The organism is Sphingobium sp. GW456-12-10-14-TSB1 (genome assembly GCF_059424385.1).
Genome location: NZ_JBWKZI010000001.1, coordinates 839,389 through 866,319 on the forward strand (window position 1 = coordinate 839,389; position 26,931 = coordinate 866,319).

At 63.4% G+C, this 26,931-nt stretch carries 36 protein-coding genes; 32 read left to right on the forward strand and 4 right to left on the reverse strand.

Annotated elements, in window-relative coordinates; translation table 11 throughout:
- Window positions 1–4: 4 nt before the first annotated feature.
- Window positions 5–574, forward strand: a complete 570-nt coding sequence (locus AC07X9_RS04025; RefSeq protein ID WP_048575814.1) for an RES family NAD+ phosphorylase — start codon at window positions 5–7, stop codon at window positions 572–574.
- Between the two features lie 96 nt (window positions 575–670).
- Here the strand turns inward: AC07X9_RS04025 and AC07X9_RS04030 are convergent, their stop codons facing one another.
- Entirely contained in the window at window positions 671–1,168 is a 498-nt protein-coding gene (locus AC07X9_RS04030; RefSeq protein ID WP_048575813.1) for a Ros/MucR family transcriptional regulator, read from the reverse strand.
- 225 nt (window positions 1,169–1,393) lie between these two features.
- On the opposite strand from AC07X9_RS04030, the gene AC07X9_RS04035 reads away from it, so the two are divergent.
- The 25 genes from AC07X9_RS04035 (at window position 1,394) to AC07X9_RS04155 (ending at window position 17,018) form a co-directional block, all read left to right on the forward strand.
- Entirely contained in the window at window positions 1,394–1,912 is a 519-nt protein-coding gene (locus AC07X9_RS04035) for a hypothetical protein (RefSeq protein WP_048575812.1), read from the forward strand.
- 73 nt (window positions 1,913–1,985) lie between these two features.
- Complete coding sequence (locus tag AC07X9_RS04040; protein WP_066519796.1) at window positions 1,986–2,522, forward strand: hypothetical protein; 537 nt, start codon at window positions 1,986–1,988, stop codon at window positions 2,520–2,522.
- A gap of 97 nt (window positions 2,523–2,619) precedes the next feature.
- Complete coding sequence (locus AC07X9_RS04045; RefSeq protein WP_048575810.1) at window positions 2,620–3,267, forward strand: hypothetical protein; 648 nt, start codon at window positions 2,620–2,622, stop codon at window positions 3,265–3,267.
- A gap of 11 nt (window positions 3,268–3,278) precedes the next feature.
- A complete protein-coding gene (locus tag AC07X9_RS04050) occupies window positions 3,279–3,959 on the forward strand; it encodes a metallophosphoesterase (protein WP_048575809.1) in 681 nt (226 codons plus the stop codon).
- Between the two features lie 374 nt (window positions 3,960–4,333).
- Complete coding sequence (locus tag AC07X9_RS04055) at window positions 4,334–5,092, forward strand: hypothetical protein (RefSeq protein WP_066519806.1); 759 nt, start codon at window positions 4,334–4,336, stop codon at window positions 5,090–5,092.
- 5 nt (window positions 5,093–5,097) lie between these two features.
- A complete protein-coding gene (locus AC07X9_RS04060; protein ID WP_237449626.1) occupies window positions 5,098–5,562 on the forward strand; it encodes a hypothetical protein in 465 nt (154 codons plus the stop codon).
- Window positions 5,563–5,652: 90 nt separating this feature from the next.
- Window positions 5,653–6,054 (forward strand): hypothetical protein, encoded by a 402-nt coding sequence (locus tag AC07X9_RS04065; protein WP_048575805.1) that lies wholly within the window; start codon window positions 5,653–5,655, stop codon window positions 6,052–6,054.
- 155 nt (window positions 6,055–6,209) lie between these two features.
- Window positions 6,210–6,404, forward strand: coding sequence for a hypothetical protein (locus AC07X9_RS04070; RefSeq protein WP_048575804.1), 195 nt, complete (start codon window positions 6,210–6,212; stop codon window positions 6,402–6,404).
- A gap of 130 nt (window positions 6,405–6,534) precedes the next feature.
- Complete coding sequence (locus AC07X9_RS04075; RefSeq protein WP_086485517.1) at window positions 6,535–8,019, forward strand: DUF3560 domain-containing protein; 1,485 nt, start codon at window positions 6,535–6,537, stop codon at window positions 8,017–8,019.
- On the forward strand, window positions 8,016–8,534 hold the full coding sequence (locus tag AC07X9_RS04080; protein ID WP_174521978.1) for a hypothetical protein: 519 nt from the start codon (window positions 8,016–8,018) through the stop codon (window positions 8,532–8,534). Before AC07X9_RS04075 ends, AC07X9_RS04080 begins: the two co-directional genes overlap by 4 nt.
- A 2-nt stretch (window positions 8,535–8,536) precedes the next feature.
- Window positions 8,537–8,977, forward strand: a complete 441-nt coding sequence (locus AC07X9_RS04085) for a hypothetical protein (RefSeq protein ID WP_048575802.1) — start codon at window positions 8,537–8,539, stop codon at window positions 8,975–8,977.
- A gap of 149 nt (window positions 8,978–9,126) precedes the next feature.
- Window positions 9,127–10,824: an ATP-binding protein gene (locus AC07X9_RS04090; protein WP_048575801.1), complete on the forward strand. Its 1,698-nt coding sequence runs from the start codon at window positions 9,127–9,129 to the stop codon at window positions 10,822–10,824.
- A 19-nt stretch (window positions 10,825–10,843) separates the two neighbouring features.
- Window positions 10,844–11,497, forward strand: a complete 654-nt coding sequence (locus AC07X9_RS04095; protein ID WP_231923293.1) for a DUF1419 domain-containing protein — start codon at window positions 10,844–10,846, stop codon at window positions 11,495–11,497.
- A gap of 123 nt (window positions 11,498–11,620) precedes the next feature.
- Complete coding sequence (locus AC07X9_RS04100) at window positions 11,621–12,163, forward strand: hypothetical protein (protein ID WP_048575799.1); 543 nt, start codon at window positions 11,621–11,623, stop codon at window positions 12,161–12,163.
- Window positions 12,160–12,525, forward strand: coding sequence for a DUF6283 family protein (locus AC07X9_RS04105; RefSeq protein ID WP_048575798.1), 366 nt, complete (start codon window positions 12,160–12,162; stop codon window positions 12,523–12,525). Before AC07X9_RS04100 ends, AC07X9_RS04105 begins: the two co-directional genes overlap by 4 nt.
- A gap of 94 nt (window positions 12,526–12,619) precedes the next feature.
- Complete coding sequence (locus AC07X9_RS04110; protein ID WP_048575797.1) at window positions 12,620–13,168, forward strand: ATP-binding protein; 549 nt, start codon at window positions 12,620–12,622, stop codon at window positions 13,166–13,168.
- A 64-nt stretch (window positions 13,169–13,232) separates the two neighbouring features.
- Window positions 13,233–13,658, forward strand: a complete 426-nt coding sequence (locus tag AC07X9_RS04115) for a hypothetical protein (protein WP_048575796.1) — start codon at window positions 13,233–13,235, stop codon at window positions 13,656–13,658.
- Window positions 13,659–13,792: 134 nt separating this feature from the next.
- Window positions 13,793–13,981: a hypothetical protein gene (locus AC07X9_RS04120; RefSeq protein WP_048575795.1), complete on the forward strand. Its 189-nt coding sequence runs from the start codon at window positions 13,793–13,795 to the stop codon at window positions 13,979–13,981.
- Between the two features lie 31 nt (window positions 13,982–14,012).
- Window positions 14,013–14,207 (forward strand): hypothetical protein, encoded by a 195-nt coding sequence (locus AC07X9_RS04125; RefSeq protein WP_048575794.1) that lies wholly within the window; start codon window positions 14,013–14,015, stop codon window positions 14,205–14,207.
- 78 nt (window positions 14,208–14,285) lie between these two features.
- Window positions 14,286–14,750 carry a hypothetical protein gene (locus tag AC07X9_RS04130; protein ID WP_048575793.1) on the forward strand — a complete coding sequence of 155 codons (465 nt, stop codon included), beginning with the start codon at window positions 14,286–14,288 and terminating at the stop codon, window positions 14,748–14,750.
- An 88-nt stretch (window positions 14,751–14,838) separates the two neighbouring features.
- Complete coding sequence (locus AC07X9_RS04135; protein WP_048575792.1) at window positions 14,839–15,291, forward strand: hypothetical protein; 453 nt, start codon at window positions 14,839–14,841, stop codon at window positions 15,289–15,291.
- A gap of 76 nt (window positions 15,292–15,367) precedes the next feature.
- On the forward strand, window positions 15,368–15,883 hold the full coding sequence (locus AC07X9_RS04140) for a hypothetical protein (RefSeq protein WP_048575791.1): 516 nt from the start codon (window positions 15,368–15,370) through the stop codon (window positions 15,881–15,883).
- A gap of 84 nt (window positions 15,884–15,967) precedes the next feature.
- A complete protein-coding gene (locus tag AC07X9_RS04145; RefSeq protein ID WP_048575790.1) occupies window positions 15,968–16,258 on the forward strand; it encodes a hypothetical protein in 291 nt (96 codons plus the stop codon).
- Between the two features lie 96 nt (window positions 16,259–16,354).
- Window positions 16,355–16,606, forward strand: a complete 252-nt coding sequence (locus AC07X9_RS04150; RefSeq protein ID WP_048575789.1) for a type II toxin-antitoxin system prevent-host-death family antitoxin — start codon at window positions 16,355–16,357, stop codon at window positions 16,604–16,606.
- Entirely contained in the window at window positions 16,596–17,018 is a 423-nt protein-coding gene (locus tag AC07X9_RS04155) for a putative toxin-antitoxin system toxin component, PIN family (protein WP_048575788.1), read from the forward strand. Before AC07X9_RS04150 ends, AC07X9_RS04155 begins: the two co-directional genes overlap by 11 nt.
- A gap of 11 nt (window positions 17,019–17,029) precedes the next feature.
- On the opposite strand, the gene AC07X9_RS04160 is transcribed toward AC07X9_RS04155, so the two are convergent.
- Window positions 17,030–17,179, reverse strand: a complete 150-nt coding sequence (locus AC07X9_RS04160; protein WP_169800572.1) for a hypothetical protein — start codon at window positions 17,177–17,179, stop codon at window positions 17,030–17,032.
- Window positions 17,180–17,471: 292 nt separating this feature from the next.
- Entirely contained in the window at window positions 17,472–17,954 is a 483-nt protein-coding gene (locus AC07X9_RS04165) for a hypothetical protein (protein ID WP_231923294.1), read from the reverse strand.
- 54 nt (window positions 17,955–18,008) lie between these two features.
- On the opposite strand from AC07X9_RS04165, the gene AC07X9_RS04170 reads away from it, so the two are divergent.
- The 3 genes from AC07X9_RS04170 to AC07X9_RS04180 all read left to right on the forward strand — a co-directional run bounded on the left by AC07X9_RS04170 (window position 18,009) and on the right by AC07X9_RS04180 (window position 20,392).
- Window positions 18,009–18,206 carry a DUF5818 domain-containing protein gene (locus tag AC07X9_RS04170; protein ID WP_048575786.1) on the forward strand — a complete coding sequence of 66 codons (198 nt, stop codon included), beginning with the start codon at window positions 18,009–18,011 and terminating at the stop codon, window positions 18,204–18,206.
- A gap of 572 nt (window positions 18,207–18,778) precedes the next feature.
- The gene (locus AC07X9_RS04175) at window positions 18,779–19,255 is read left to right on the forward strand and encodes a DUF736 domain-containing protein (RefSeq protein ID WP_048575785.1); all 477 of its coding nucleotides are present in this window, start codon (window positions 18,779–18,781) and stop codon (window positions 19,253–19,255) included.
- Window positions 19,256–19,336: 81 nt separating this feature from the next.
- Window positions 19,337–20,392: an SLOG family protein gene (locus tag AC07X9_RS04180; RefSeq protein ID WP_048575784.1), complete on the forward strand. Its 1,056-nt coding sequence runs from the start codon at window positions 19,337–19,339 to the stop codon at window positions 20,390–20,392.
- Between the two features lie 165 nt (window positions 20,393–20,557).
- Here the strand turns inward: AC07X9_RS04180 and AC07X9_RS04185 are convergent, their stop codons facing one another.
- Window positions 20,558–20,881, reverse strand: a complete 324-nt coding sequence (locus AC07X9_RS04185; protein ID WP_048575783.1) for a hypothetical protein — start codon at window positions 20,879–20,881, stop codon at window positions 20,558–20,560.
- A 466-nt stretch (window positions 20,882–21,347) separates the two neighbouring features.
- Here AC07X9_RS04185 and AC07X9_RS04190 point away from each other — a divergent pair, with 466 nt between their 5' ends.
- The 3 genes from AC07X9_RS04190 (at window position 21,348) to mobF (ending at window position 26,921) form a co-directional block, all read left to right on the forward strand.
- A complete protein-coding gene (locus AC07X9_RS04190; RefSeq protein WP_048575782.1) occupies window positions 21,348–21,647 on the forward strand; it encodes a ribbon-helix-helix domain-containing protein in 300 nt (99 codons plus the stop codon).
- A gap of 172 nt (window positions 21,648–21,819) precedes the next feature.
- Entirely contained in the window at window positions 21,820–23,958 is a 2,139-nt protein-coding gene (locus tag AC07X9_RS04195) for a type IV secretion system DNA-binding domain-containing protein (protein ID WP_086485518.1), read from the forward strand.
- A complete protein-coding gene (mobF, locus tag AC07X9_RS04200; RefSeq protein ID WP_066519823.1) occupies window positions 23,955–26,921 on the forward strand; it encodes a MobF family relaxase in 2,967 nt (988 codons plus the stop codon). The genes AC07X9_RS04195 and mobF overlap by 4 nt, the downstream gene beginning before the upstream one ends.
- Window positions 26,922–26,931 lie beyond the last annotated feature (10 nt).

Here is a 26,931-nt window from a genome sequence, read left to right on the forward strand (position 1 = left end):
TACTATGCCGGTGGCGACCATCGCCGCCGGGCAAACGCTCCACCGCGTGCACGGCGCATCCGTTCCCGCGCGCTGGTATGGGCGCAAGGACGCGACATGGCGCTGGGACGACCCTCAAGGGCGCTACGGCGTCCTCTATCTCGGCAAGAGCTTGACCGGTCCATTTACCGAGAGCCTGCTGCGGACACCAGGCGACCGGGACGTCCTATGGGACCGCGTCCAGCAGAAGCGCGCCGCCGCCTTCGTCACCACGCGAACGCTCCGCCTCGCAAAGCTGCATGGCCCTGGCCTCGCCTGGTTCCAAACGACGGCCGCGGGCGTTTCGGCGGACTTCGATCCCGCAATCCATCGGGATGCCTATGCCACGACGCAGACGATCTCCGCGTTCGTCTACGCTGACACCGCGCTTGACGGCATCCAGTACCGTTCACGCTTCGATACCGATCAGCTTTGTGTCGCATTGTTCGAACGCGCCGATTCCGCGATTGACCTGGTCAGCGAAAACCTGCCGATCGGCAAGGACTGGACCCGGAAGATACTGAAGCCGAGAGGCTACGAATTGATTGAGCTATAGAGTCCCGTTTCAACTTCGAAGGCGCCTCCCAGGCGCTGACCTATCCGAGGCGTCGTCACCACCGGGGCGCGAAGAGCGGCGCCCTGCGGCTTCATGCTATGCTGACTGCTCTGCCTCGGTCGGCTTCTTGCGCGGTCGCCGGGTTGTCGGCGTTTTCTTCGCCTTAGGGGCCGGAGCGGTTTCCACCGTCCTTGGCTTACGACCAAGCCCGATTTTCTTGGCGAGCGACCGGCGCTGTTCGGCGTAATTGGGAGCAACCATCGGGTAATCGGAAGGCAAATTCCACTTGGTCCGATAGTCGGCAGGGCTCATCTGATAGTGTGTCATCAGATGCCGCTTGAGCATCTTCAACTTCTTGCCGTCTTCGAGACATACGATGTAATCGGGCTTGACCGAAGCACGGATCGAAACCGCCGGTTCAGGTTTGATGTCCGGCAGCACTGCCGGCTCCCGAAGACTGTTCAGCGCACCGTGAATATTCTGGATCAACACGGGTAAGTCACCAACGGCGACGCTGTTGTTCGAGACATGCGCGGCCACGATATCGGCGGTAAGCGTTATGAGTATTTCTGCCGTATCGACCTTCTCTGTCATGTCGTTCTTCCTTGTCGTGAGGAATAATGCGGCTGCGAAGACGGACACCCGATAGCAAGTCGTTGCGGGCACGGCCAGAGCTTCCATGCGCCCCACTTGCCGGGCCAGTGACCCGGCTTGCCGCCGGACGGGCTACGCATCCGAAAATGGCCGACCGCCGTCGCCGCGACGGGCCGGAGGAGAGAAGGGGGTGGTTGATGGTGATCCAATAGGGAGGCTATAGCCATGACCGCCGTTCACATGATCGCGCCCGACCGTCGTCGGCACGCAGAGCCGATTTTCGTATCCGGCTCGCTTTCCATCCGGCAACTTCCCCAGGCAGTGAAGGCTCGCCTCGGCAAGATTGTCGACGACGGCGTCCCGGTGCTGGTCGGCGATGCCCGCGGCGTCGATACGGCCGTGCAGCTCTATCTTTCGGATTGGAACGTCGACGCGGTGACCGTGTTCTGCACCGGATCCACGCCCCGGAACAATATCGGAGGCTGGCCGGTCACGCGCGTAAAGTCCGATGCGCGTCCGGGCACACGCGAGTGGCATAGCGCGAAAGACCGCGAAATGTCGCTCCTCGCAGGCGCCGGTCTCGTGATCTGGGATGGCACAAGCAAGGGCAGCGGCTTCAATATTCGACGACTGTCCGATCGCGGCTGTCCGGTCATCATCTATCTTCATCCCGCCGGTCGCTTCGTGCAGCTGAGCACCGACGCCGAGCGAAATGCCTTCTTCTCTCGCTACCTCCCGGGCTGATGGGGCTCCGATCAATAGAAGCCGACCACCTTCATCGCTGTCGCCTCAACACGATAGACCAGGATTCAAACCCATGATCTTCTACACCGCCGTCGAACCCGGCACGCTTCACACCAGGATAGTGGGAACCCAAGCCGATGCCCGCGCCATCAACCGGGAGTTCACCCAGATCGATATCCCGATCGGAAAGCCGGAGCTGATGGCTTGGGCGAACGACATGCAGCGTCAGATCGACGAATTGCGCGACGCTCTCGGCCGTGCCGCGGCTGATGAGCCGAGCGGGACTAGCGCAGAGACCCTCGAACCCGCGCCGCTCCCACACCGGACGACTTCCAGCGATGACCGGCCGATGGAAACGGCCCCGATACGCGCTGAACCGCCAACGGAGATCATGGCACTGGACGCGGCGCGGCTCGCTCCGATCGTCGAACAGGCGGTCGAGCGCGTCGGCGAATTGGGCCAAACCGCGTTCGAGGCGATCGACGCCTACCAGGCCCGGGACGGTGTCGGTGGCTCTTTCAGCCGCGGCGTCCATATCCTGTCGGTGCTCTGCGCCAGCGAGCATCAATTGACCCGGCTGCTATTCCGGGCGCGCGCAAAAAGAACCTGATCCTCGGCCGCGGTGCTGCCGCGACGCCCGACTGGGGAGGAGGGGGAAGGATTGAGGCGGGTGTGTTGATGCGCCCGGACCTCAGGAGCCTGACCCCATGTCGTACGACATTGCCTTTCGCTTTCAGCAGGCGCTCGATCCCTCGGCGCTGATCACGCTGCCGACCGCCTTGCACGCCCTCAATGCCGCGATCACGGATTGCCGCAACGCCGGGCGGCCTCACGAAAGCGATCCCGCCGTAATTCTGCTTGCACGTCACCTCGGCGACATCGCCTCTCGGATCGAGCGTCCCAATGTCGAACTGCGGCGCGCCTGCATGGATGCCATTGCCGATCTCAGGCGCAAGCCCGCGCTCATCGCGCTGGCTCACAAAGGCGTTGCCTATGACGAGGCCGCCAAGAAGCTGTTCCACTCGGACGCGCGCAAGGCGCTCCGCCGGTTGGCCGACGCGCTTCGCCTGCCCGAAGACAGCTTCGATATTCGTTCGGTGCAAGGAGGAATCTCGGTGTCGGGCGAGATCATTCTGCACGGCGAACAGATATACGTCCAGATCAGCCTCGGCTGTATGGGGCGCGGCCGCGAGATCATGTTCCGCCGTGTCACCGGCCGCAAGGACTATTGCGGCGATCGCAACCATTGGGGGGACATCGCTGACCTGATGGCGCCCGACACCCTGGCACGACGCATCCGCCGCGAACTTCATCTTTCCGAACCTGACACACCGCCCTCGCGGCTCGTCGCCTGAGGAGCTGCGTCATGGAAATCATTGCTGCCCACGCGTGCGTCCTCGCGCGCCCGAAATCCGTGTCACGGGGGCGTCTCTTCGTCTGCGGTGATATTCACGGCTGCTACGATGAATTGATGCAGCAGCTCCGGCTTGTTGGCTTCGACACGGGACGCGATCGGCTGGTTGCCCTCGGTGACCTCGTCGACCGCGGCCCCAAAAGCGCTGAGGTCCTGGCGCTGCTCACAGAACCCTGGTTCACCAGCATTCGCGGCAATCACGAGGAGCTGATGATCCAGGCCGTCAACGGCGATCCCACCATGCACATCATCAACGGCGGGATCTGGCTTGCCCATCTGCCTGCCGACGAAAGGAATCGTCTCGCCGCCTTGGCGATGGCGCTTCCGGTCGCGCTTACCGTGATCTCACCCTCGGGCCGCAAGATCGGCTTCGTCCACGCCGACGTGCCGGGCGACGATTGGGACGCGTTCATCGAACGTCTCGACTGCCCCCAGGTGCAGGAATACGCCATGTGGACGCGCGATCGCGTGCGAACCGCGAAACGTAACCTCCCCCTGCCGCCGATCCGCAACGTCGATCATGTCTATTTCGGCCACACGCCGCTCGCCGAGTCCGTCACCGCCGCGAACATGAGCTGGATCGATACCGGATGCTTCGCCACCGGCAGGCTGACGCTGGAAGAAATCGCATAACCGTCCTTGTCGAACCCGGCCCCCGCTCGATGGGGCGGGCCGCAAGGTGATGTCCCGCAAGGTCGCGGACCGCAACGACCATGTTAGCGGCTCGTACGCGGGCACCGGTCCACGCGCTTGCCCGACCTGCGAGGCGCGCTGAGCGCATCCACCGCGAACTTCCCTTTTCGAACCCGACACCCCGCCCACGCGACTGGCCGCCTGAGGAGCAGCATTATGGAAATCATCGTCACGACGACCTGACCGCCGCGTTCGATCGTCTCGAACCCCGGTCCGACCTTCTTACCGTCGCCGATCTCGGACTTCGGCAGGACGACGGCCGGCGCGCCGCCTGATCGCCGCCACCTGACATTCGTCATCGCCATTGGAGACCCATGATGGATATTTATGTCGTCACAACATTCCATTTCTCGCAAACGCCGGCGTCCATCAGCTATCACGCCAGCGAACGAGAGGCGTGCATCGCCGCGGCAGAGCGCGTGAACGCGTTTCGCGCCGATCTCGATCCCGTATCCCTGTCGCTGGTCGATGGGGACTGCTGGCAGCTTGGGTTGGCCGCGGCGCAGTTGGTCCAGCTCGCGGTGTTCGGCCTCAATGTCACCGACGTCGATGTCAGCAAGCTTGCCGATGCCTCCGGATTCGATGTCCGGCTCGAAAAGTCCGAACTTCAGGGCATGACCACCCTGGCGCTCGACGACCGCGAGCGGTCGACCGTTCTTGCGGCGCTTCGCGGATACCAGCGGCACCACTGTCCGTCCGATCTTGCCGATACCGGCAGCAACCTCGGCCGTCACAAATCGCTATCCCCGGATGCAATCGATGATCTCTGCACGCGGATCAATTGCGACACCCCGTTCCCGGTCGAAGCCAATATCGTCGTCACGCTCGACGGCGGTCTTGTCCAGGGTATCGCCGCCGACCGGCCTATCACGGTTCGCGTGGTCGACTACGACGTCGAGGGCGCCGATTCCGGTGACCTCGTCATGATTCCCCGAGACCAGGGTGAACCGGTTCCCGCATCCGTCAGCGGTTGGGCGGTGGACAGCGTCTGTATCGATCCGGAATGGATCGCCAACGTCGACGCGGCCTGCGCTTCGGAAAGTCGGGCGACCGCGCTGATGGCAGGAGCATGACCGCCATGAACCGCATCCGCAGGGTCGAGAACTTCGACCGCTATGAGATCCTCGCCCATCCTCTTCCCAGCCGCGAAGATCGCGTCTTCCATCCCGGCGACACAGAAACCTCGCGCGCTTCGATCACCTACGCATCACACGATGTTCGGATCGCCCGACCCACGGGTATCGGCAGCAAAGGCCGGGTCGCCATACTGATGCATCATGGAGGCGGGCGACACGTGCTCGAATTCAACGAGACCGCCCTGCCGATCGCCACCGCGCTCCTGGCCCTGCCGGAAAGGCAGCAATATGCCCTCGCATATGCGATCTTCGAGCAAGCCGATGAGTGCGCCGGCGGCGCCCGTGCGGCGGAGGCGGAGCGATGGGCCGATGCGTTTCTCGATGGCCGGATCCGCAAGCGCCGTAGCGGCGGCAGGCGCTACGCCCAAATAGAAACGCCGGATGAAAAGGCCTGTCGCCGCTCCTGATCTCGCTGCGGGTTTCCGCCGGAACAAATGATCGCCTGGTCGCCGCCAGGCGAGCTCCCAGACCATCACAGCAACCTAGGGGACATTCGCATGGATCACCAACCTTCACCGGCGAGCATCACCCAATTGCCCGTCATGACCAGCGCCGATGCCGAGAACGTCGGCTTTGCCATCTTCAACCATGTCCCGACGTTGCCGATCGACATTCCCGACGGGGGCTTCACGGTGAGCGCGAAAACGAGCGAGGGGCTGCGCGTCACCTTCTATTTCGGTCCTTACCGCACCGGCGGACCGCCACGCTGCATCGACATTTGCTACCACGATGCGAGCATGACCGTGCCCGATGGCGGAGGTTCACCAGTCCCGGTGTTCGACATGTTTACGATCGCGGAGGAAGGCCGCCACCCCTACGACAGCCGCAAATCCGATGTGTCCGAAAAACCGTCGATCGCGGTCGTGCTACTCGACAAGCCCGAGAGAGCGGGCGGCTGATCGTGCCGAACATGGCCCGCCTATCGGCCGCCACACTTACGGAATGACCCCGATTTTCCGGAATTTCCGGTGCGAATGGTCGGGAGCACCGGATCGTATCGCCCGCGCCGCGGGCTGTCCCCGACCGCCATCCCTCCATAATCAGGAGCATTTGCATGAACACGGACGATCTCGACACCGCAACACCCGAGCAGCTTGCGCCGGTCCTCTATGCCGCCCTCCAGCGTCTCGGTCAGCTCGGCCGGACCGGGGCTGTCGCGCTCGCGGCGCTGGTCGATGAAGACGATCCCGATTTCGAGGAAGCTGCGTCCTGGGTCGGCGACGTAGCCGCCGGAGACCTGCGCGAATAGTTCTCCACCACCGACATTTCTACCCACGCACGAAGCCCGGCCATCGCGCCGGGCTTCGTGATTCCGGGACATGCAAATGCACCGATCCGCCCCGGCACAGGATGCTGGCGGGCGTTTGAAAGGACCATCAATGATCAGCTTCACCGCGACATACAGCCCGGAGGACAACAAGATCCACCTCTACGCATCGTCCCGCCTCGATGCCGAGACCTATGCCCGTGTCAAGGAAGCGGGCTTCAAATGGGCTCCGAAACAGGAGCTTTTCGTGGCGCCGAAATGGACGCCGCAGCGCGAAGACCTCGCCATCGAACTGGCCGGTGAGATCGAGCCCGAGGAAATGACGCTGGCCGAGCGCGCCGCCATCAAGGCCGAGCGGCTCGAAGATCTTTCCCACAAGCGGCACGCCCAGGCCAATGCCTTTTCCCGGCGCGCCGATGAACTCTCGCAAGCCTTCTACATGGGCCAGCCCATCCTTGTCGGCCATCATAGCGAACGTCAGGCGCGCCGGACGCAGGAGCGCATGCATTCGGCATCGAGCGCCGCCGTGAACGCCGAAAAGGCCGCGACCTACTGGCTGGGTCGCGCGAGCGGCGTCGAGCATTTCGCCAACATGAAGAACAACCCGCGCACGCGGGCCAACCGGATCAAGACGCTGCTGGCCGAACTGCGCGACCTTCAGCGCGGCATCAACAGAGCCCATGCGGCACTGGCGATCTGGGAGGATATCACGAGCGACGAACAGATCCGCCACGCGCTCGGCAACATGGATTCCCGCACGATCTGGGCGAGCTACGATCTCTATTACAAGGTCGACAATGGCGAGATCACGCCCGCCGATGCCCGGCAGCAGTGTGTCGAGGGCGCCAAGCTTGCCGCGGGCGGCCCCAACCGCCGCCGTTGGATCGAACATATCCTGCACCGGCTCGCGTTCGAGCGGTCGATGCTCGGCGACGTGCCGCGCTATGACGGCGAGCTGACCCCGGTCATCATCCAGGCCTTCGCCCGCGAGCATGGCGCCGAAAGTCCCAAATCCACAGCAATCGACGCCGGACGGTTCCGGCTCGAAAGCCCGGTCCCGCTCCCGGCGCATATCGCGTCGGAGAATTCCCTCGAGCTCAGCGAGGGCGACTGGCGCGACCTGATGCAAGCGTGCGGATACACCGTGCCGGAAAAGAAGGCCCGTCAAGCCTCGGCCAAACCGGACACCGTGCCTCTGATCAATCCATCGCGCGAACAGGCCGAGCAACTCCAGGCGATCTGGAATCTGCGCATGGTTGCGGCCTGCATCGGCAAGCGCAGCACCGCCAGGGCCAACGCGGTCTACGCGACGACACAGGCCACCTATTCGGCCAATGCGAAGGGCGACTATGACCCGTTCAAGACCGTCGAGATCGCCGCCGACGGGCACCGCGTGCGAATGGAATGGAAGGGCAATGAGCGTGTGCGGTCCGGCGAACCTGTCGCCCGCATCCGTATCTCGACGATCGGCGTTGAATTCTACAAGCCCGACGCGGTGGTCATCATCACCGACAAGCCCGCCAAACCGCTGCCGATCGACCTCGACACCCTGGAGGAGGGCGCCCGCCAGGCCGCGAACGAGGAGGCCGCAGCATGACGACCGGCAGCAACACTCCGCCCGATATCCCATCGCCCATCGACGTCCCGTGGCCCGGCGATTTCGAGAAGGTCGAGATCGCGCCCGCTGCGCAAAACCGGAGCGGCGTCACGCAGACGGACACGCTCGAATTCGCGCTCGAAACCGCCGCCTGCCTCTGGGAGGGGGTGCTGACATTGCGCGACCGTCCCGCCACCGATCCGGATGCCATCGCCCTGGCACTCGCTATCCGCGAAACCTGCAATGCCGTCGGCACCGCCGACCTGCGCTTGACCGTCGTGGGCTGGACCGGCGCCGTCGAGGCGGCCTGGAGCGCGGTCGCCGACGGCTACGACCTCTGTTTCGACTGGGACTTCGTGCCGGGCTGGATCATCGACCATATCGACTGGTCCGATCCCGCTCATCCGACGATCAGGCCGGAATCCCTGCGACAAGATCCCGAATCCGCTGCGAACGGCGGACCAGTCGCCACGCGGCCGACCAGCGTGCAGCCGCCTTCCGACGAGGAGAGCTGACGATGGGGCGCTCGGTATCCTATCCCAGCGAGGCGTATGTCGCCTTCTCGCAGTGGGACGCGGGCTGGATCGAAGACGACGACGAGCCCTATACCCGCCATTTCAGCCAAGTCGCGGCCCAGGACGATTGGGACTTCATCGTCGAGGATTTCCGCGAACAGGTGCTCGCGCTCTATCCTTCGGCATGGACCGCGACCGGCTGGATCGACCGCGAAGACCGTATTGTCGCCATGAACCGCTACGCCCGCTTCGGCATCTCGGAATATTGCGGCTGCATCGCATATTGGGTGGTCCTGCGCCACGACATCCATCCCGGTCAGGAAGGGTTGGCGCAACGCTGGGTCGACCAGATCGCGGTCGGTTTCAAGAAGCGGTTCGCGACCCTCGTCCGCTTGGACGTGTTCTCCAACGGCGAGGCTATTTTCGAGCGAACTGCCCCCTGACCGCGCGGCTCCCCGATCGCGCCCCTCCTAACATCCGACACCGGCATGATCCCGCCGAGCGGCCACCGCTCGGCGGCGCGGCCCGGCCGTGGAGCGAAGGGAGAGTGATGGGGTGCGGCGATGAGGTCGCGGCAACCCAGGAGGCTCACATGACATTTCCCACCACGATCCACGCCAGTGTCGGCGAGTCGATCATCCACAAGGCGACAAGACTTTTTGCCGGCTGCGTCGCCGACGCGCTCCACGAGCTCCTCCAGAACGCCCGCAGAGCAGGTGCCACTCGCGTCGACATCCGCCGGTTCGACCGGGATAGCGCCACGATCCTGCGCATCCGCGACGATGGCAGAGGCATAGCCGATCCGACCAAGCTTCTCGCGCTCGGCGACTCAGGCTGGGACAGCGACATTGCCCGCAGCGAGGATCCGGCGGGCATGGGTGTCTTCAGCCTTGCCGGTCGCCATGTCGTCATCCGGTCGCGCCCCGCCGACGCCGAGGACGGATGGCAAGTGACGATCCCGCCGCAGGAGTGGGAGAGCGGGGAGCCGCTCGAACTTGTCCCGGCAATAATCGCCAAGGGCACCGAAATCGAAATCGAATTGTCCAAGGCGTGGATCGACGAGCTTGGAGAAGCGGTGAAAAACGCGGCGCGCTTCTATCCGCTTCCGGTCTTTTATGGCGAGGAGCGGCAGGCCCATGAAGCCTTTTTGAAAGAGGCCGTGCGCGTCGAAAACTGGAACGGGTGCAGCATCGGCGTTTTTCTCGACAAGTACACGCCCCACCGCGAGCAGGCCCGAATCAACTTCCATGGCCTCACCGTCCCGTGCCGCCTGCCGCATGTCCATGACGCCGATGGCGGGCGCGGTTGGTATGCCAAGGTCGACATCGTGGACGCGAAAAATTTGCAGTTTGTGCTTCCGGCACGCAAGGAAATGGTCCAGAATACGGCGCTCGACGCCCTGCGCGAAGCCTGCCAAGCGGCGATTTTCCGCACCATCGCCCGTGAGGGCCATCATCGGCTTTCCTACACACAATGGCTCCGCGCGCGAGAACTCGGCATCTCGCTGCCCGAGGCGGCGCCCTTCCTGCACCTCTGGACACCCCGCATCGCCGAAACGAACGACATCTTTCCGGGTGAGCGGATCGCCGGGGAACCGATGGTCATCATGCCCACGCTATCCGCGAACATCGAGCAGTGCGTCGACCGCGCGCTGAAATCCGCAGATGGTCTCGGCGGCTCGCCCGTTCGCGCGATGCTCGAATTCGCCGGATATGGCTGGTACAATGCGCTCCCGCGCGTCCTGGGGCTGTCCTTTCAGGTCGAGACGGACAACGAGACGTTCCACTATGACGACGGGGCATCGGTTCCCGACGACGTCGATTCCGGCCGCGTCGGCGCGATCACGCTCGAGCTCGCAGTGCGGGCCACCGCCGATTCCGAGGAACCCGCCGACATCCTCGCATTCCCCGCCGATGTGCTGATCGTCCCCACCGACTGTTGCAGCGACCTCGACGACGTCGCCATCCTGCTCGGCACCGACTGCGCGATCACGCCCGGCGAACTCGCCTCGCTGCTCGAAGCCTCCTGCTTCTGGCCCAACGAGGATTGCGACGCCGACAGCCATTACACCCAACAGGCGGCATTCGAGATGCAGGCCCGCTTCGCCGCGAACATGCTGCTTCTCGGCGAGGATGCGGCGGTCCTCGAGCGCGTGCGCGAGGCGTTGCGCCAGCATGTCACCTGGCTGATCCCCAAGGACCGGGCGATCAGCATGCAGGCGGTCAACCATCTGGTCGAGGCCGCCTTCGCGGACAATGACGACGCGCCTTCGGTCGACGCCGCCGAGTAGCCAAGCTTTCCCCTCGCGCATGTCCGGCGCGTCGTTTCGCGCGGCGCGTCGGGCCGCGTCCACAAGGAGCCGTGCCATGACACAAAAGCCGCCCTTCACGAAAATCTTCGACGGCGTTGCGACGCGCAAGCAGATGTTCGAGTTGTTCAACCGGATTCCCGACTGCCCGTTCGAGGATCGAATCTCCGGGAAAGCCTACGAAAATACGTGGTTCGAGGTGGACCGCGAGGGCTATGACACGATGCTTGAAGTGCTGCCGCCGCTCTTCATGCGAGCCGGGATGTTCGCTTTGTCCGAGCTCAAGGCCGGCTTCGTCGGCTCGGTTTTCTTCGAGATCGATAGCATCGACGGACGCAGGCGCTGGTTCACCGGATATTGCAACCTCGGCGATCGCAGCAGCCCCGACGCGATGCGGGCCGCGATCATCGCGTATGAGAAGGTCGCTATGGCCAACCTGTCGCGAGACGCCGCCCTGGATTTGATCTGGGAGCGCACGCACGATGATTTTCGCGGTCTCGCAGGTCAGTTCAATCCCGACGCCTGGCCCACCGAGCATCACGGCAAACGGTCCATCCTCGTCCATGAACCGGGCGTCGGCACTGTCCAGAAGCTTCTCGAAAATCTCACCGACGCCGAGATCGCCGACCGGCTGCCGCACGGGCCGACGATCTAGCTGCGTCCGCGAGACCTTCCGCTCCACGAGGAGCCGCCCGCGAACCCCGATGACGCGATCGGTGACCGAACGGGATTCGCCCGGTCGAGCCAAATCCCGTCATTTTCATCAAGGAGCCGAAACATGACCAACAATTTTGTGCGAACGGCTTTCGCCATTCCGGTGATGCCGCACGAAGCCCTGTTACTCGAAGAATGCTTTGCCGTGGCCGATGAGCTGTCCAGCGATTTCGCCGAACTTCCGATCGACGGCATGCAGACGGTGAAAGCTTACTACGCATCCCGCAGCGACGCTTTCAAGATCACCTTCCCGAAGAAACCGGAAGAAGACGATCCTTTCGCCGGCTTCTTCGACCTCTGGTCCGATCCCGGCTTTCTCGGCTTTGACGCCGACCTCAGTATCCGGGGCGATCCGGAGGGCAAAGCGCAGTTCGCATTCATCAGCGGCCATGATGTCGACGTTCCGTCAATCGCCTCGCTGATCCAGAAGGTCTGCAAATCCGCGTTGCCCTTCGGTTTTCAGTGGGCGGAAGGTAACGAGGAGGACGACGGGTGCCGCTCCTTTGCGGGCGGATATTATGTCATATCCGACACCGAGATCTTCGGCGGCCCGACCCGCTGGCTCATGAATGAAACGCTGCACACCCTGCGGGCAGGTGCGGCGTGAAGCCCCTGCTCAAACGGCCGTGCAACGAGTGCCCCTGGCGCCGCGACCATCCTGCCGGCTGGCTTGGCGGCTATCGGCCGGAAGACTTCACGCAGCAAATCCAGTTCGATGGGCCGCCGCTGCCATGCCATAAGACCATCCCGGGCGACGGCACCGATGCCCGCGCCATGTGCGCCGGCGCGCTCATATTCATGCGCAACTCGTGCAAAGGTGCGCACCATCCCGACTATGGCGATGCGCTCGACACGGTCGAGCCCGACACCGCGACGGTGTTCGCGTGGTCCCACGAGTTTATCGATCACCACTGCAACCCGGACAAATGGCTGGAGCGTGTTCGGGCCAGGATGACCGCCCAGCGTTGACGTCCTCGGTCAGTGAACGGCTCAATCGCCCTGATGGAAGGGAAGGTGGCGGGAGGGGTGCGGCGATGGGTTCGCTGCCAGTCAGGAGACTCCTATGTCATTTTCCACCTCGACACGCACGACAAGCGGCCGTTCCGGCTTCACACAGGCCGACGAGCCGCCCGGTCCGCTCGATACGATCTTACGCGAACTGTTCCGCATCGCCCAACGCGCCGGTGCCTGCCGGATCCATGTCGAAACGTTCGATTATGAAGGACGTCCGACCCTCTCCGTCCTCGACAATGGCTCGGGGATCGACAGTCCACGGGCCTTGCTCGCACTGGACGCCTTCGGTTGGCGCGCGGCCCGTCTGCGGTCGCAGCCTTCATCTGGCCTCGCGCTATCGAGCCTGGTTGGACGGCATACGATCGTCCGGTCCGGTCCCGATGAAACCGAACCCGCATGGAGCGTGACGATTCCAGCCGAGGCCTGGACTGGTGAAGCGCCGATCGCGGTCGAGCCGGATGGCGGCCTTTGCGGCACCAATATCATGGTCGAGATTCCCGAAGAATGGCGTCCGGGGCTCGAGGACGCCGTGGCAGCCGCCGCGCGGCACGTGCCCATGCACGTCTTTTTCCACGCCCGGTGGAAGAATCCCGACTGATCCCGAACGATCGGGCCGGTGCCTGCCGCGCCGGCTCCGGCCGTGCCTTTTAAGGAAACATCCGATGCACGACGATCAATTCGACGCGCTGGTCGACGACGCGACCCATGCCGTCAACAACCTAATTCCCGACCGGCTGCTCGACGGCCTGGGCGATAGCGGAAGGTCGAACCTGCTTTTCCAGATCAACGACGTGCTGACGCCGATCCTGCGCGAGGTGGTCGACACCGCCGGGGACGACAGCGACAATCCGACCCGCGCAAGCACGATCGCCGGGCTTTTGTCAGAGCTTCTGGAGACGCATGCCGCCAAATGTGACGATGGCGGAGCTCGTGAGGAAGACCGTCCGCCGCATGTGATTTCGGAAGTCCACGGCACCAGCGCCAATATCGACAGCATCGCGAGCTGCGACATCGAAACCGGGACGCAAATCTACCTCGTCCTGGACGATGGCGCGGCGTTCCGCATTGCCGTGGAAGCGGTCGCCTGATGATCGAAATGCACATGGCGCTGCTCGCACTTCTCCGATCGCGACGGCCCATCACCTGAGACCCTGATCCAGCGTCGACCTTGCCCGCCTGGCGGGACGCAAAGCTTCCTCAACGCACACACAAGGAGGATATCATGGCCCAACTGTCGCCGCTCAGATCCCGCCTTTGCGATTTCGACCGAGCCTATGCGCTGGCGATCCGCATACGCGAGACCACCGGACGCCATCAGTTCGTCCTGCGCACGGGCGATCCGATCCAGCCATTCCGCATAACGGAGACGCGTCCGGCAATGGACGAAGGTCTGGTCCTGCACGTCGCCTGATCCCGATTCCCATCGTCACGGAGCTACGCCAATGGACGCTGCCGCCCAATATCCCATCAAGCCGGGCATGTGGATCAGGACCGAGGAGGGCGAGAAGCTCTTCTTCCTGCGATACTCGTTGACCGGCCATTGGGGCTTCTTCTCGGAAGACCGCCACCACGCCACACGGGAACACAAGCTCCCGCTCGCGGGCCTGCAACCCTGGCACCAGGAGCGCCGCCGATGAAAACCCACGTCATGACCAGCGGCCTTCGGATCACGCTGTCAAAAACCGAACTCCAGGCGTTGCTGACCCTCGCGCGCTATGGCGCCGAACAGATCGCGGTCGCGCGACTATTACATCGTGCCCAAGCGGCAGGAAGCCGTGGCGCCCGACATCATCAAGGGCCTCGAAGACGGCCTGGCATCGCTTCGGTGGAAGCAGGCGGAGGCCAGGGAGAGACGCGACGCACCCAGGCGCGAGGCCGAACGCCGCGCCGCACGCGAGCATCACGCCGTGGTCGACGGCTTTACGGTCTTCGGCACGCTCGGAGACTGGACCGACCTCTCGGACCACCCCGACGAGCGCCGGTGGGCGGATATGTTCATGCCAGGGACCGAGCCAAGGGAACAGGCCGAACTGCGTCGTAACGTCTGGCGGATATACGTCAGCAAAGGCAGTGCGGCGTCGGACGACTTCACGGTCTTTCCGGGCGACTGCACCGAAACCGCCGACCGCGGAGAAATCGAGCATCTCGCTCGGCGGATCATCGCCAAATATCAGAAATGACGATCTCGCGTCAGCGGGATGCACGCAATCCGGGAAGTGGGTCGCATCGGGGCGAGGCGCTGCCTCTGCTCTTCACAGGAGTTGCGCCATGCAGGAAATCACATTTCATCTCGGCTCCGCCGGACATCCGGTAAGCTGGACCCTCCATGCCGTCTACGGTCGTGCCTGCGGGATCGCGTTCGCCTCCGCCCGCGCATGGTACGCCCGGCAGGTATCGGCCCCCAAATTGGCGACGACGCCGCCAGGCGGCCAATATGTCGTGCAGATCAGGAATAATCAGGTCGTGAACGCCGAGCTGTTCTTCGACGCCGAGTATTTCCGGCATCATCAGGAGCCGGACGACCTATCCTGGCTATGCCAGTTTCACACGTTTCCGCTCGAGATGCCCGAGCGCCTCAAGGACATCGTCACCGCGGACCTGCGCAGCCGGCTGATCGCCGCCGGGTTTCTGATCCCCCGCGCCGAATGGATTGCGCGATACCCCGATCAGGCGGAGTTTTTGCGGCAATTCCGCGAACTGCGGCATCGGGACGGTGCATAGTCCGCGGGCCTCGTCTTAGCCGCGCGAAGAGAAGGAGGAGGGATGGTGGTGAGGTCCATTTGGGAGTCCACCAGCCATGCACGTTGCCAACCACGCTTCGGGTAGTCTGTCTCGAACGCCGCCGGTCTTCATTTCGGGATCCCTGTCGATCCGGCACCTCCCGACCGTCGTGAAGGAGCGGCTCTGCGCCATCGTCGACCAGGCGCTGCCCGTCGTTATCGGGGATGCACGCGGTGCGGACGCGGCTGTCCAGCGGTTCCTTGCCGATTGCGGCGTGCGTCATGTCACGGTCTTTTGCAGCGACACGAGCCCCCGGCACAATCTCGGGCACTGGCCTGTCCAACACGTGAGAGCCAACGCACCTTCCGGCACGCGCGCCTTCCACAACGCGAAAGACCGCGAAATGTCTGGCCTGGCAGGGGCCGGCTTCGTCATCTGGGATGGGTCCAGCCAAGGCAGCCGGGCCAACATCCGTCACTTGTGCGAGCGTGGACGCTATATCGTCGTCTTTCTCCGAGCCGAAAACCGCTTTGCCGTCCTGTCCAGCAACGCGAAACGGATGGCCTTTCTAACTTCCGGCCGCCTCGACTGACATCACGGTGACCACGCCGGGGCTTTCGCGAAAACTCCTGGCCCACACGGGCACGCAGGGCCATCAATCGAAGGACATTCGCTTATGAATCCCGCCCTTGCCAATGAGCTTGCCGCTCGCGTCGACGAGGGTTGGCACCCTGTCACTCTCGACGACATCGAGCGGCGGCTGCGCGATATCGGTTACGCCCTTGATCGTCGCCTGGACTGCCGTTCGACCGCTCGAATCATGACCGGCTCTCGCGCCGGAAAAACCTATCCTTGCCTCTCGACCGGCATCAAGGAGACCGACACTGGCCGTTGCGCCTGCCACACCGAGGCTCGGCGCGATGCCAATTTCCGAACTCTGCAACAGCTTCGCTTCATGGACCTCTGATCCTTTGCGGACCGTTGTCCACCGCTTGAAAGGCGGGCGTTTCATCTCTAGATATTGAATCGATCGTTTCGATCGATACGATCGAATGGAGGTATTATGCAGACGATTACGGCCAATGAAGCCAAAACCCGCTTCGGCGAACTGATCGACCGGGTTCAGCGCGAGCCCGTGCGGGTTACGCGCCGCAACCGGGTGGTCGGCGTCATGGTTTCCCCGGAGGATTACGCGGCGATGCGGGAGTTCTACGCGGACAGGCTTGCCCGCACGCTACGCGAAACCGCGAGCGAGGCTGCGCGCAAGGGCCTGACCGACAGCGAACTGGAGCGTCTGCTTTCCGATGAAGGGTGACGCTTTCGTTCTCGATACGAATGTCCTCATCAGCGCCGCGCTTTCGGCGGAATCGCCCCCTGCCAGAGTGACCCACTGGGTGATCGCTAATGCCCGGCTGATCTTCGCCGAACCCACTTTCGAGGAATTCCGATCCCGGCTCTGGCGTCCGAAGTTCGACAGATATTTGACGATCGAGCGTCGGAACCAGATCCTGCACGATTTCAGCGCTATCGCGGACTGGGTGGAACTGAACAGCGATCCTCTCCCGGTCAGCAGCCGGGATCCCGACGATGATATGTTTATCCGCGCCGCCATTGCCGGATCGGCCCGCTGGCTGGTGAGTGGGGACCGGGATTTACTTGAGGTTCAAGGTTTGCCTGCCCCCACGATCGTGTCGCCCGCGGACATGCTGAAACGCATTTCCGCATAGGCGGCACAGCCTCAGGCCCCTTCGAGCAGCCGCTCGCGGGCCAAATCCAGCGCATGCGACAGCCGCATCGCCACCACCTGGTCCTTGGGATCGACGAGGCATTCAAGAGCCGCCTCCATGTGCTTGATAGCGTTTTCCAACCCAGGTGCTTCATCCGTCATCTTTGGTTCTCCGCTAGTCCGCGCTCAGTCGGCGGGCACCCTCCTTGTGGAGGATGCCGGCCCCTGAGCCGGACGGTTGAAAACGCGAAAGATAGACGCGTGCCTGAATTTTTAGCCGGAGCCTGGACATAGTACAGGCCATCCGGCCGCAAAGGCATGCAGCCGACTCTATCTCTCGGAGTTTCAACGCTCCGGCCCACCACCGGCAGACGCACATCCCCTAGCCCGATCAAGCGTTAGTTGCCAGTCGGTTCGTGTGAAATTACCGGATGTCGAGGTCAGGTGTGCGGGATCAGCGCGTCGACTGGCGGGCCGCTTCGACCGGGCGATACATGTCTGCCCGATCGCGCATCAGGGCAGCGAGCCAGACCAGATCGCTTGCGGCATCAGCCAGCGGCAGGGGCGCAACCTTGTCGAACAGACGGCGCTGATAGGAAGACCCGTGATCGTGAATCTCAACCAGACGGTTGCGCGCCGGGCTGTTCGGATCGGTGATTTCCGCATTGGCTTCGCGAGCCGCATCGAGAAAGGCTTCTGCCAGTTCCTGCGCCTCATAGTAGCCGGAATCCAGGCCTTCCCCCAGAGCGAGGGCGGCGAGTTCGCTACGCACGCCGGTAAGATCGGAGTCGTTCACCGCATCGATCAGTGGCATGTTAAAATCGAAGGTGGTGAGATAATCCGCGATCATGGAGAAACGTCCTTTCAACCATTTACTAGAACATAAAAAGAACGCAATCAAGCTCTCAAACCTCCTATGCTGAAGGACTTTCGTCATGCTTTCTTCCTCCGCAGGGGCCGCCCACAGCGGCCATCCTCCCGCGCAGTGTCCATGGCGGCTGCACCCCTGCGTCTCCATGGCCGTCTTCGCCGCAACGCGCGTGGCTTCCTCCTCGAGATGGACGATGGCCACGTCTGGCGGCTCAGGGGCGCGCAGGATTTCCCGCCGCTCCTGGATACTGCCGTCATCGTCGAGGCACGCAAGGCCAGCAGCATCCTCCTCGACGTTCTCTGGATGGGGCCGGCCTAGCACCTTGGCGGCGCGCCCGGCGCTGGTCTTCGAGCGTCGCGCCGGCGGCACCGTCGCTGCGGACCTCGGCGAGGACGCCTCGGCCCGCCATCACCCTCGGAGCAGGTCTGTCATCGCATCCTGCGCCGCTTCGCACGGTCTCGGCGTGCCAGGGCTGGTCCGGGCAAGCAAGGGCTGCCTCCGCCCAAGCTCCGGTAGAAGAAAATGGGCCTGCCGACGGAATTGCCTGTCCCAAAGGTGTCGGCAGGCCCATTTTCTTCAACCTCCACTAGGGCGCAGCGCGACGTCCCTTGCTTGCCCGGACCAGCCCTGACCCTTGAGCCCCGGCGAAGGCGGCTCCGGATGCGATGACAGACAGGCACCCGCTTCTCCTCAGGTGATCAGGAAGGAATGGCTTCGCCATGCTTTTCCTTGTTCGGGCCGCTACCGCGGCCTTTTTCTTGGCTCAGGCTCACCAGACACGATGAAATACTGTCAAGAAAACAATGACATATAACAAATAAAGGGGAGGTGGTATAAGTATAGGTGCAGACGGGGAATGATCCCCGGAGGCACATATAGGAGTAAAGGCAATGAATATCGGTGAGTTCAAGTTGAACAAGGGGCGCATTTTGGGCTGGATTGCTACCCGCACCATCGACCTGCCCAAGCTGGCCTTGCGCCCGGTCGAAAGCGAAAACGAACTGGCCCCCGCTTTTGAGATCATCGCCCCCAATGTCGGCGGCCGCGTCGTGCAGGTCGGCGCGCTCTGGGCAGCCGTCGCAAAGCGGACGGGCGAGGTATTCTATCAAGGCCATGTGGACGATCCGTCTATGCCCGAACCCCTCCCCATCGCGCTTTTCGGCTCGATTGAAGAAGGCTTCCGCGCAGCATGGCGCAGGCAGGAACGCGACGATTTCGGGCCTACCCTCCGCACGTCGCGCAACGATGCACCTTCCGGTCGCGGCGGCGGTGACGACTACGGCTTCGGGGACAGCACCGCCAATGAAAACGGCGAACTGTCCAGCCAAGGCGCCGCCGCCGATCTGGACGATGAAGTCCAGTTCTAGCCGCTAGGCCGAGACGGGCCGGGGGAGCGCAGCAACGCTTCCCCGGACCCTGACCGATCAACCTGCCATCAGGAGTGACCCATGACCAAGAAGTCAGCTAAGAGAAGCGTTAGCACACTTGCCGACTTGTCGGAACTTATCGCGGAGGAAACCGCAACGCCGGAGTTTGAAGCGTCGTTTGGCGACCCGCTTCCCCTTTCGATCATTGAACCGGGCGAAGAACCGGGCGAACATGACATGCCCGAGCCGTTTGCCGCGCAGAAGGTTTGCGGCGAACTTATCACGTCGCTTTACTGCCTATTCACCGACACACGCCTTGACCCGCTGGCCCCGCAAGTCGCTTGGGGCATCGTCAACAGCTTCCAATTCGTCGCGGGAACGCTGAAACGCCAAGAGGATGACCTGGCCAGCAAAATCCTAGACATGACACGGCGCATGGAGCCGAGCGAGGTATTCAACAAAGACCTTGAGGATACGCAGCTTCAATGCCAGTCGCTTGCCGAGCAGCGCGCCAATATCGAAACAATGCGCGACTACGCCGCCGCCATGTATAAGGCTTGCTGGCGTCGCGCATGGGCACCGGCCAAGGGTAGCAAGGCGTCATCCGTAACGACCGCAAGCTATATCAGCGCGGTTGATTTCCTGCGGGAACGCGCCCTCGCCAAGCGGGAACAGCACCATCCGCAAGGCCCGGTTGTCGTCTTTTCCGGCCCCGCCATATGGGAGGAATGGGAACCCCTCTGGACGAAGCTGACCGAAATCAAGGCGCGCGTTCCGCACATGACGCTTGTGACGACCGGGCAGCGCAAGGGGGCCGATGCCATCGCGGCAGCATGGGCCGCGCGCGAAGGTGTGCCGATTGTCGCTTTCGGCCTTTATGGCGGCGGCAAGAAACCCGCCTTCACCCGCAACAAGAAAATAGCCGAACTTCGTCCGGTCGAAGCCGTGCTTTGCGAGGGATCGGGCATACAGGCCAATCTTTACCAGACCATGCGGAAGCAGGGCGTTCCCATTCACGCTTTCCACTGGCCGAAGGATAAGCCCAAGCCCCAACGACCGCACACTATCGACACCTACCGGGCGGAGGATATATTCCAGCCCTCGGACACGTTCAGGCGAGCGCGCCGCTACGGCTGACACGAGACGGCGCGGCGCTGCCTCAAGCGCCGCGCCCCACATTGCGACACCCCCGCCAAGGCTGGCGCGCTTTCCAGCGCGCTGGCCTTTTTTCGTGCCACCGGACGCCGCCGCGCCTGACGGCGCGGCGGCGGGAGGAACCCAAAAAGGGAAGGGCCGACAGTCTCACGTCCCCGCGCCGGGAACGGCAGCCGCGCCGTTGTCTCCCTTCGCGGGCGCTTGGGCCGTTGGCGCTTTCCCCGAACGGGAGGCATCGGGCGCAACCGATGCCCCCTTGAGCGCGGCCAGCGCGGCAGCACCGCCCAGCCGCAACACATGGCCCAGCACGTCGCGGAACTCGCGTTCCGACACTTGCTCGACCGGCAGCGCCGTGACGATTCCCGCATAGCGATCGCGCAGCCTCTGGCGCGTTGCGGCAATCTCGCTCGCAATACGTTTCTCGCGCGCTTCCAGATCGGCGAGCTTATCGCGTTCAGACATTTTCGGCATGACCAGTTTCCTTGTTCAGGCTGGCCCACTCGTCACGCCCGCCTTGTCGCACAGGCGCACACGCGCCACAAGCGACCCCCGCCGCATAGCGCGGCAAATTCCCCCACATCGACCGAAACCGCAAGGGTGCGCCCGGCAGCGGTAGAGATGACGCAGCGACGCTGTCGCTGCGGGCAAGCGACGCACGCGCTGCGCGGTTTGTAATGCACCGTACGCACGGGTGCTGTGGCCGAAAACGGCCCTGTAATCAGTGCCTTGCGCTGGCAGACGCGTCAGCCAAAAAACCACAAAAGTGGCTGACACGTCTGCCGCCCCAGAAAGCGGCGTCCCAAACCCCCAGCATTTCCGCCGTTTTCTGCTGGCAGACGCGTCTGCCACGTCGATTTTATTGTGATTGCCGTCCATCCGCGCTATATTGCGGCTGCGTCGTGATCTCCTTGCCGAAGCTCCTGATGGAGCGCCCACGTTGGCAAGGATCACAATCCGGATAGACGATGCGCTTTGCGAGCGGCTGCAGCGCCGTGCTCGTAAAGTCGGCATCAGCGTTGCCGAACTCCTCCGCCCTGCGATCGACCAGGCCGCCGACCCTCGCGGCGGCTACGTCTATACGACGCAGGACGAAATCCTCTCCTGCGTCATACAGACACTCTCGATCGTCGCGGCATCGGTACGCCGTCGGTCGCCCGAAGCGCTCGAGCAGGGCATGGCCGACGCCAAAGCGTTGCTCGAAGCGAAGGGCCTGCTCGGGCCGGAGGACCAGCCATGAGCGGGCGTGGGGATACCCCCGTCACGGGCGCGCTTGTCGGCTCCCTGTCCCCCACTAGAGGCTCCTGCCACGGTGGCGATGGCGGCGATCGCTTCCTTCTGCCGTCCGGGTCTCACCCCGAACTGAAGGATCAGGCGGTCCCGGATGCCTCTGTTCGGGGGAGGGCGCAATCATGAGCATCTTCCGTAACGACACATTGGGCTCATGGACCCGCGGTGGTCAGGCGATCGTCCACAATGTCAGGATGACCACCCAGGTCTTCTTCCAGACCGTGGTCGCGGGGATCGTCCTGTGGGCGATGGGGACTGGCTGGTATGCCTTCGAGAAGTCGAGCGAGTATCAGCGTTTCGTTCTGGTCAAGATGGCGGAGGCCAGCTTCAAGGCCGATACCGCGCGAGGAACCAGTGACCCCATGCTGTTCCGCACCCCGGACGGTCGGGAATATTGGACGTCGGCCGACGCCCTTATCGAATCCCGCGTCGGTAAGAAGGCGCTCGGTAAACTCGAAACCGACCTCATCCATGGGGCGGCCATTGCCGGTATGGGGGCACTCGCCGCGCTGGTTTTCGCCTGGTTCTATTTTACCCGGACAGGACGCGGCCTCGGGTCCAACGAATATATTCGCGGCGCCCGCTTTGGGACGATCTCGGAAGTCCGCCGTGCTCTCCGGGGGCAGAAGAAAGGGGCGCTCAACATCGGCGGCGTCGCGGTGCCAGAGGCCTTCGAGCCGGAGCATATCCTGCTTGTCGGCGCCCCCGGCACGGGGAAAACCAACCTCATCACCACCATGCTCGCTGGGATCCGCAAGCAGGGCAAGCGGGCCATCGTCTATGACACCGCCGGGAGCTTCGTCGAGAAATTCTACCGCCCCGGACGCGACATCCTCCTTAACCCGCTGGACAAGCGCACTGACATCTGGAGCCCCTGGGTCGATGTCCCGCAGGAGTATCACTACGACCAGATCGCGGAATCTACCATCCCCGACAAGCATGGCGATCCCTTCTGGTCGAAGGCAGCACGCGGTACGCTGGTCGCGGTCCTGCGCAAGCTTGCCCGGCAGAAGCACACCCTCATCTCGATCCTGCTCGACCGCGTGCTCCGCTCCCCGGTCGCGGACCTCGCCGCCTATGTGAAGGGCACTGATGCCGCCGCGTTCATCTCCTCGGAAGGGGAGCGCACTTCTGCCGGCGTCCAGGCCGAGCTCGCCTCGGTCATGCGCAGTTTCTCCTATCTTGACGATACGGTGGACGGTTTCTCGATCCGTAAATGGGTCGAGGACGAGAAGGACGACAGCTGGCTGTTCGTGACCGTCAAGGCCGACCAGCTTCCCTCGCTGCGTCCCCTCATCACCGTCTGGCTCGATATCGCGATCAGCGCGATCATGAGCCTTACGCCCGATCGCAACCGGCGGCTCTATTGCGTGATCGACGAGTTGCCGACGCTTCAGAAGCTTCCTTCGCTATCCGACTTCCTGGCCCGTGCGCGCAAATATGGGGGCTGCGGCATATTGGGGTTCCAGTCCTATCCCCAGCTCAATGCCACCTACGGCAAGGAGGATGCCGCCGCCATCACCGGCTACTGCTCGACCTGGGTGGCGCTCCGGGCCAACGATTCCGATACCTCGCAACTCATCTCCAAGAATCTCGGCCGGGTCGAGCAAGTCGAGGCGAACGAGGGCATGTCCTACGGCGTCAACGACATGCGCGACGGGGTGAACTTAAGCCGTATGCAGGTGACCCGCCCGCTGGTGATGGACACCGAGGTCAACCACCTGCCCAACCTTTCGGGGTTTCTCCGGTTCGGTCGCAACCTCCCCGTCGTGCGCTTCACTGATCGCTTCAATCTCCTGCCAACGGTCGCACCCGCCTTCATCGAACGGAACGAACCGCCCAAGCGACTGCCGATCGGCGAGAAGATCATATGCGAGACACGGAAAAGTCGCCGGGCGGCGCAAGCACGACAAACGGCCGCTAGGAAAGGAGAGGCTTCATCGGACCAAGGCGCAAGACCGACACCCGGGAAGCCGCAGGGCGACTTTTTCAACCGCCCGAACGATCCTCCACCCGTGGACGAGACGACCGGTGTGCCGATCCCCGAAGAGGCGGCCGGTCACGACAAAAGCACAATACCTCCGGATCATCCTGATCCCGACATGGGCGAGGGCGATTTGCCGATCGAGGACCATGCTGATGCGGACGACGTGGTCGCGACGCCCATCCCACTGCTGGGCGCGCGGCGGGGGACCCTTCGCGTATCGCTCGATAGCCATGGCCGGTCCGAAGGACCGCGCGAGAAGGCGAAGCCGGCATGATACATCCCCGCCGTCTCAAGGGCACGGCCGCCAATATCAGCCGCTACTATACGATCGGCGACTATTATACCAAGGGCGGCGACGAACCGTCTGAATGGGGTGGCAAGCTTGCTCCCGGTCTCGGCCTGTCGGGCAAGGTCGATCCCAAACAGTTCGAGGAACTGCTGGCCGGCAAGGTCGGCGACCAGCAACTCGGTCGGCGCCGCAAGGAAGGTATCCAGCACCATCCCGGCTGGGACTTCAACATCAGCGCCCCCAAGTCGATCTCGATCCTGGCGCTGGTGACGGGCGACGAGCGGATCATCGCAGCGCATGAACGGGCGGTTGGCGTCGCGCTGGCCCATCTTGAAGAGCATGCCGAACTGCGCCGCCGCGTCGAGGGCGAGATCGTCCATGAAACGACCGGCCGGCTTCTCTTCGCCCGCTTCACCGAACATGCGAGCCGCGACCTCGATCCGCACCTTCATACCCATGTCGTCGTCCTCAACATGACCAACCATCTTCGTGGCGACCGGATGTCGAGCCTCGAGACGCGTTCGATGTTCGCGGAACAGCTCGTTACTGGGCAGATTTATCGCAACGAACTAGCCCATGACGTGCGTGAGCTCGGTCACGAGATTGTGTTCGATCCGCGCCGCGGTCTGTTCGAGGTAGCCGGCGTCCCCGGCGAAATGATCCGCGAATATTCGCAGCGGGCAGAGGAGATAAACGCCCATGCGAAGGAACATTGCCTCACCGGACAGGCTGCTCGGCGCATATCCTTCTTCGAGACGCGCAAAGCCAAGGAAAAGATCGGACTGGAGGACCTCCAGGAGCGGTGGAACAAACGTGCCGAACCCTGGCGCGAGGATCTCGACAAGCTCCTGGCGGCCGTCGCGGAGCGCGGCGAACGCACGATCGAGACTGATCCGGGCGTCGCCCGCCGCGCTGCGCTATTCGGAATCCGGCAAAGCGAGACGCGTGAAGCGGTCAACAATATCGGGCGGCTGTACCGCACCGCGCTCGCCTCCCATGTCGGTGAGGTCCGGTTCGGTGACGTGCGTCCGATATTCGATGCTCAGGAAGCCGATCGCAAGCTGCTCCGCACAGTACGCCAGACCGGCGATCAACCGCTTCCACGGGGACGCTCGTCGCGGCGGACCGCGAAACTGGAACTGGCCCTGTCGGAACATCTATCGCTCGCCATGGGCGATGCCTCTCCCGTCGCCAGCTCCGAGCGGCTGGCAGAGGCCGCGGTTGCTGCCGGTCTGACGCAAGAGCAGGCGCGCGCGCTCGAAGGGATCGGTACGGGCAACAACCGTCTTGTCGCGATCCACGGCGTCGCGGGCGCAGGAAAATCGACCCTGGTCGGCGCGCTGGTCGATGCGACCCGCGACGATTACATGACAATCGCACTTGCGCCGACGTCTTCGGCAGCGGCAGAACTGGGTAACCAGGCAAATATCGAATCCCGCACGGTCGCCTCACTGCTCGCCGGTGGCGGCCATAATATCACCGACAGGCATATTCTTGTGCTCGACGAGGCGGGCCAGCTCGGTAACCGTCAGGCATTGCGCATCCTGGAGATCAGCCGCGCGACCGGCGCGAGGCTCATCCTGCTTGGCGACAACAAGCAGACCGGTGCGATCGAGCAGGGCAAGGCGTTCTGGCTCCTTCAGCAGCTGGGACTGCCCACCAGTCAACTTCTCGATCCCATGCGCCAGCAAACCAGGACGACGAAAGAGTCGGTGGCGATGGCGCGCAAGGGCGACTATGCGGCTTCGCTTGCCGCGCTCGATCGTGTGAACACCGGGGAGACCGCAGAGGCTCTCGCCAAGGATATCGTCGTCGAGTGGACCCGGCTGCGGCCCGCTGCGCGCAATGCCACCAATATCCTTGTGCTCGACAATGCGACCCGGTTGATCGTCAACAGCCACATCCGCGAAGTGCTGAAACGCGAGGGCGCGGTCGCGGCCAATGATCACCGGCTCGAAGTCCTGACGCCGGCGGGCATGACAGATCAGGAAAAGCAGATCGCCCGCTTCTACACTGAAGGCCAGGTGCTCAAGTTTGCGCGCGACTACGCGGGTCTCGGAATCGCCCGGGACGCGGAATATCGCGTGGTCGGGATTGGGCGGAATAATAATGGCCGCCAGGTCGTGCGCCTGGCCGACGAGCATGGCCGTCAGATTGAATGGAATCCCCGGCTTGGCAAAGCGGCGCACGTCAACGTCTTCCTGACCGAGCAGCGCCAGCTCGGCGAGGGGGACCGCATCCAGTGGCGGCTCGTCAACAAGGATATCGGCGTCAAGAACGCCGAGCGTGGCACTGTGTTGGCCTTCGACGGGACGATTGCCACTATCAAATGGGACCGCGGCGAGCGTGTGCAGGATGTGGACCTGTCCGCTCATAGGACCTGGGACCACGGCTACGCGGAAACTGTCTATTCCTCCCAGTCGAAAAGCTACCCGCGGACCTATGTGCTGGCGCCGGTCGAATCCGGTCTGGTCAACGGCCAGAACTATTACACTGCGATCACCCGCGCTCGCTATGGTGTGAAGCTGTGGACCGAGGATGTGACACGTCTTGCGGCCAAGCTGGCGTCGCGCTCGGGCGAGAAGACCTCGACGCTCGAAGGGCTTGGCCGGCTCAAGGCCGACAGCCACAAGCAGCGGGGCGCGCGCCACAAGGAACGCCACGATCGGTCGCGCGAGGCGAATGCCCGCGAACGGGACGAACGCAACGCCGAGCGCGAACAGCGCCGGCAGGGGCGGGGTAACACAGGCCCGCCGGGCTTCGCTGACAGCCTTGCCAGTCGCGCGCAAGAGGCTGCCGTTTTGGTCGACCGCTTCCTGCGCGGCACTCTCGATCGCGATCGCGCGCCCGAATCCACCGAGCGTGGCAGCGCGCCCCATCATGTTCACCAGCCAGCACCTCAACCGCAGCATGACCATGGCGATCATGGCAGCGGACACGACCGATAGGAGGGTTACC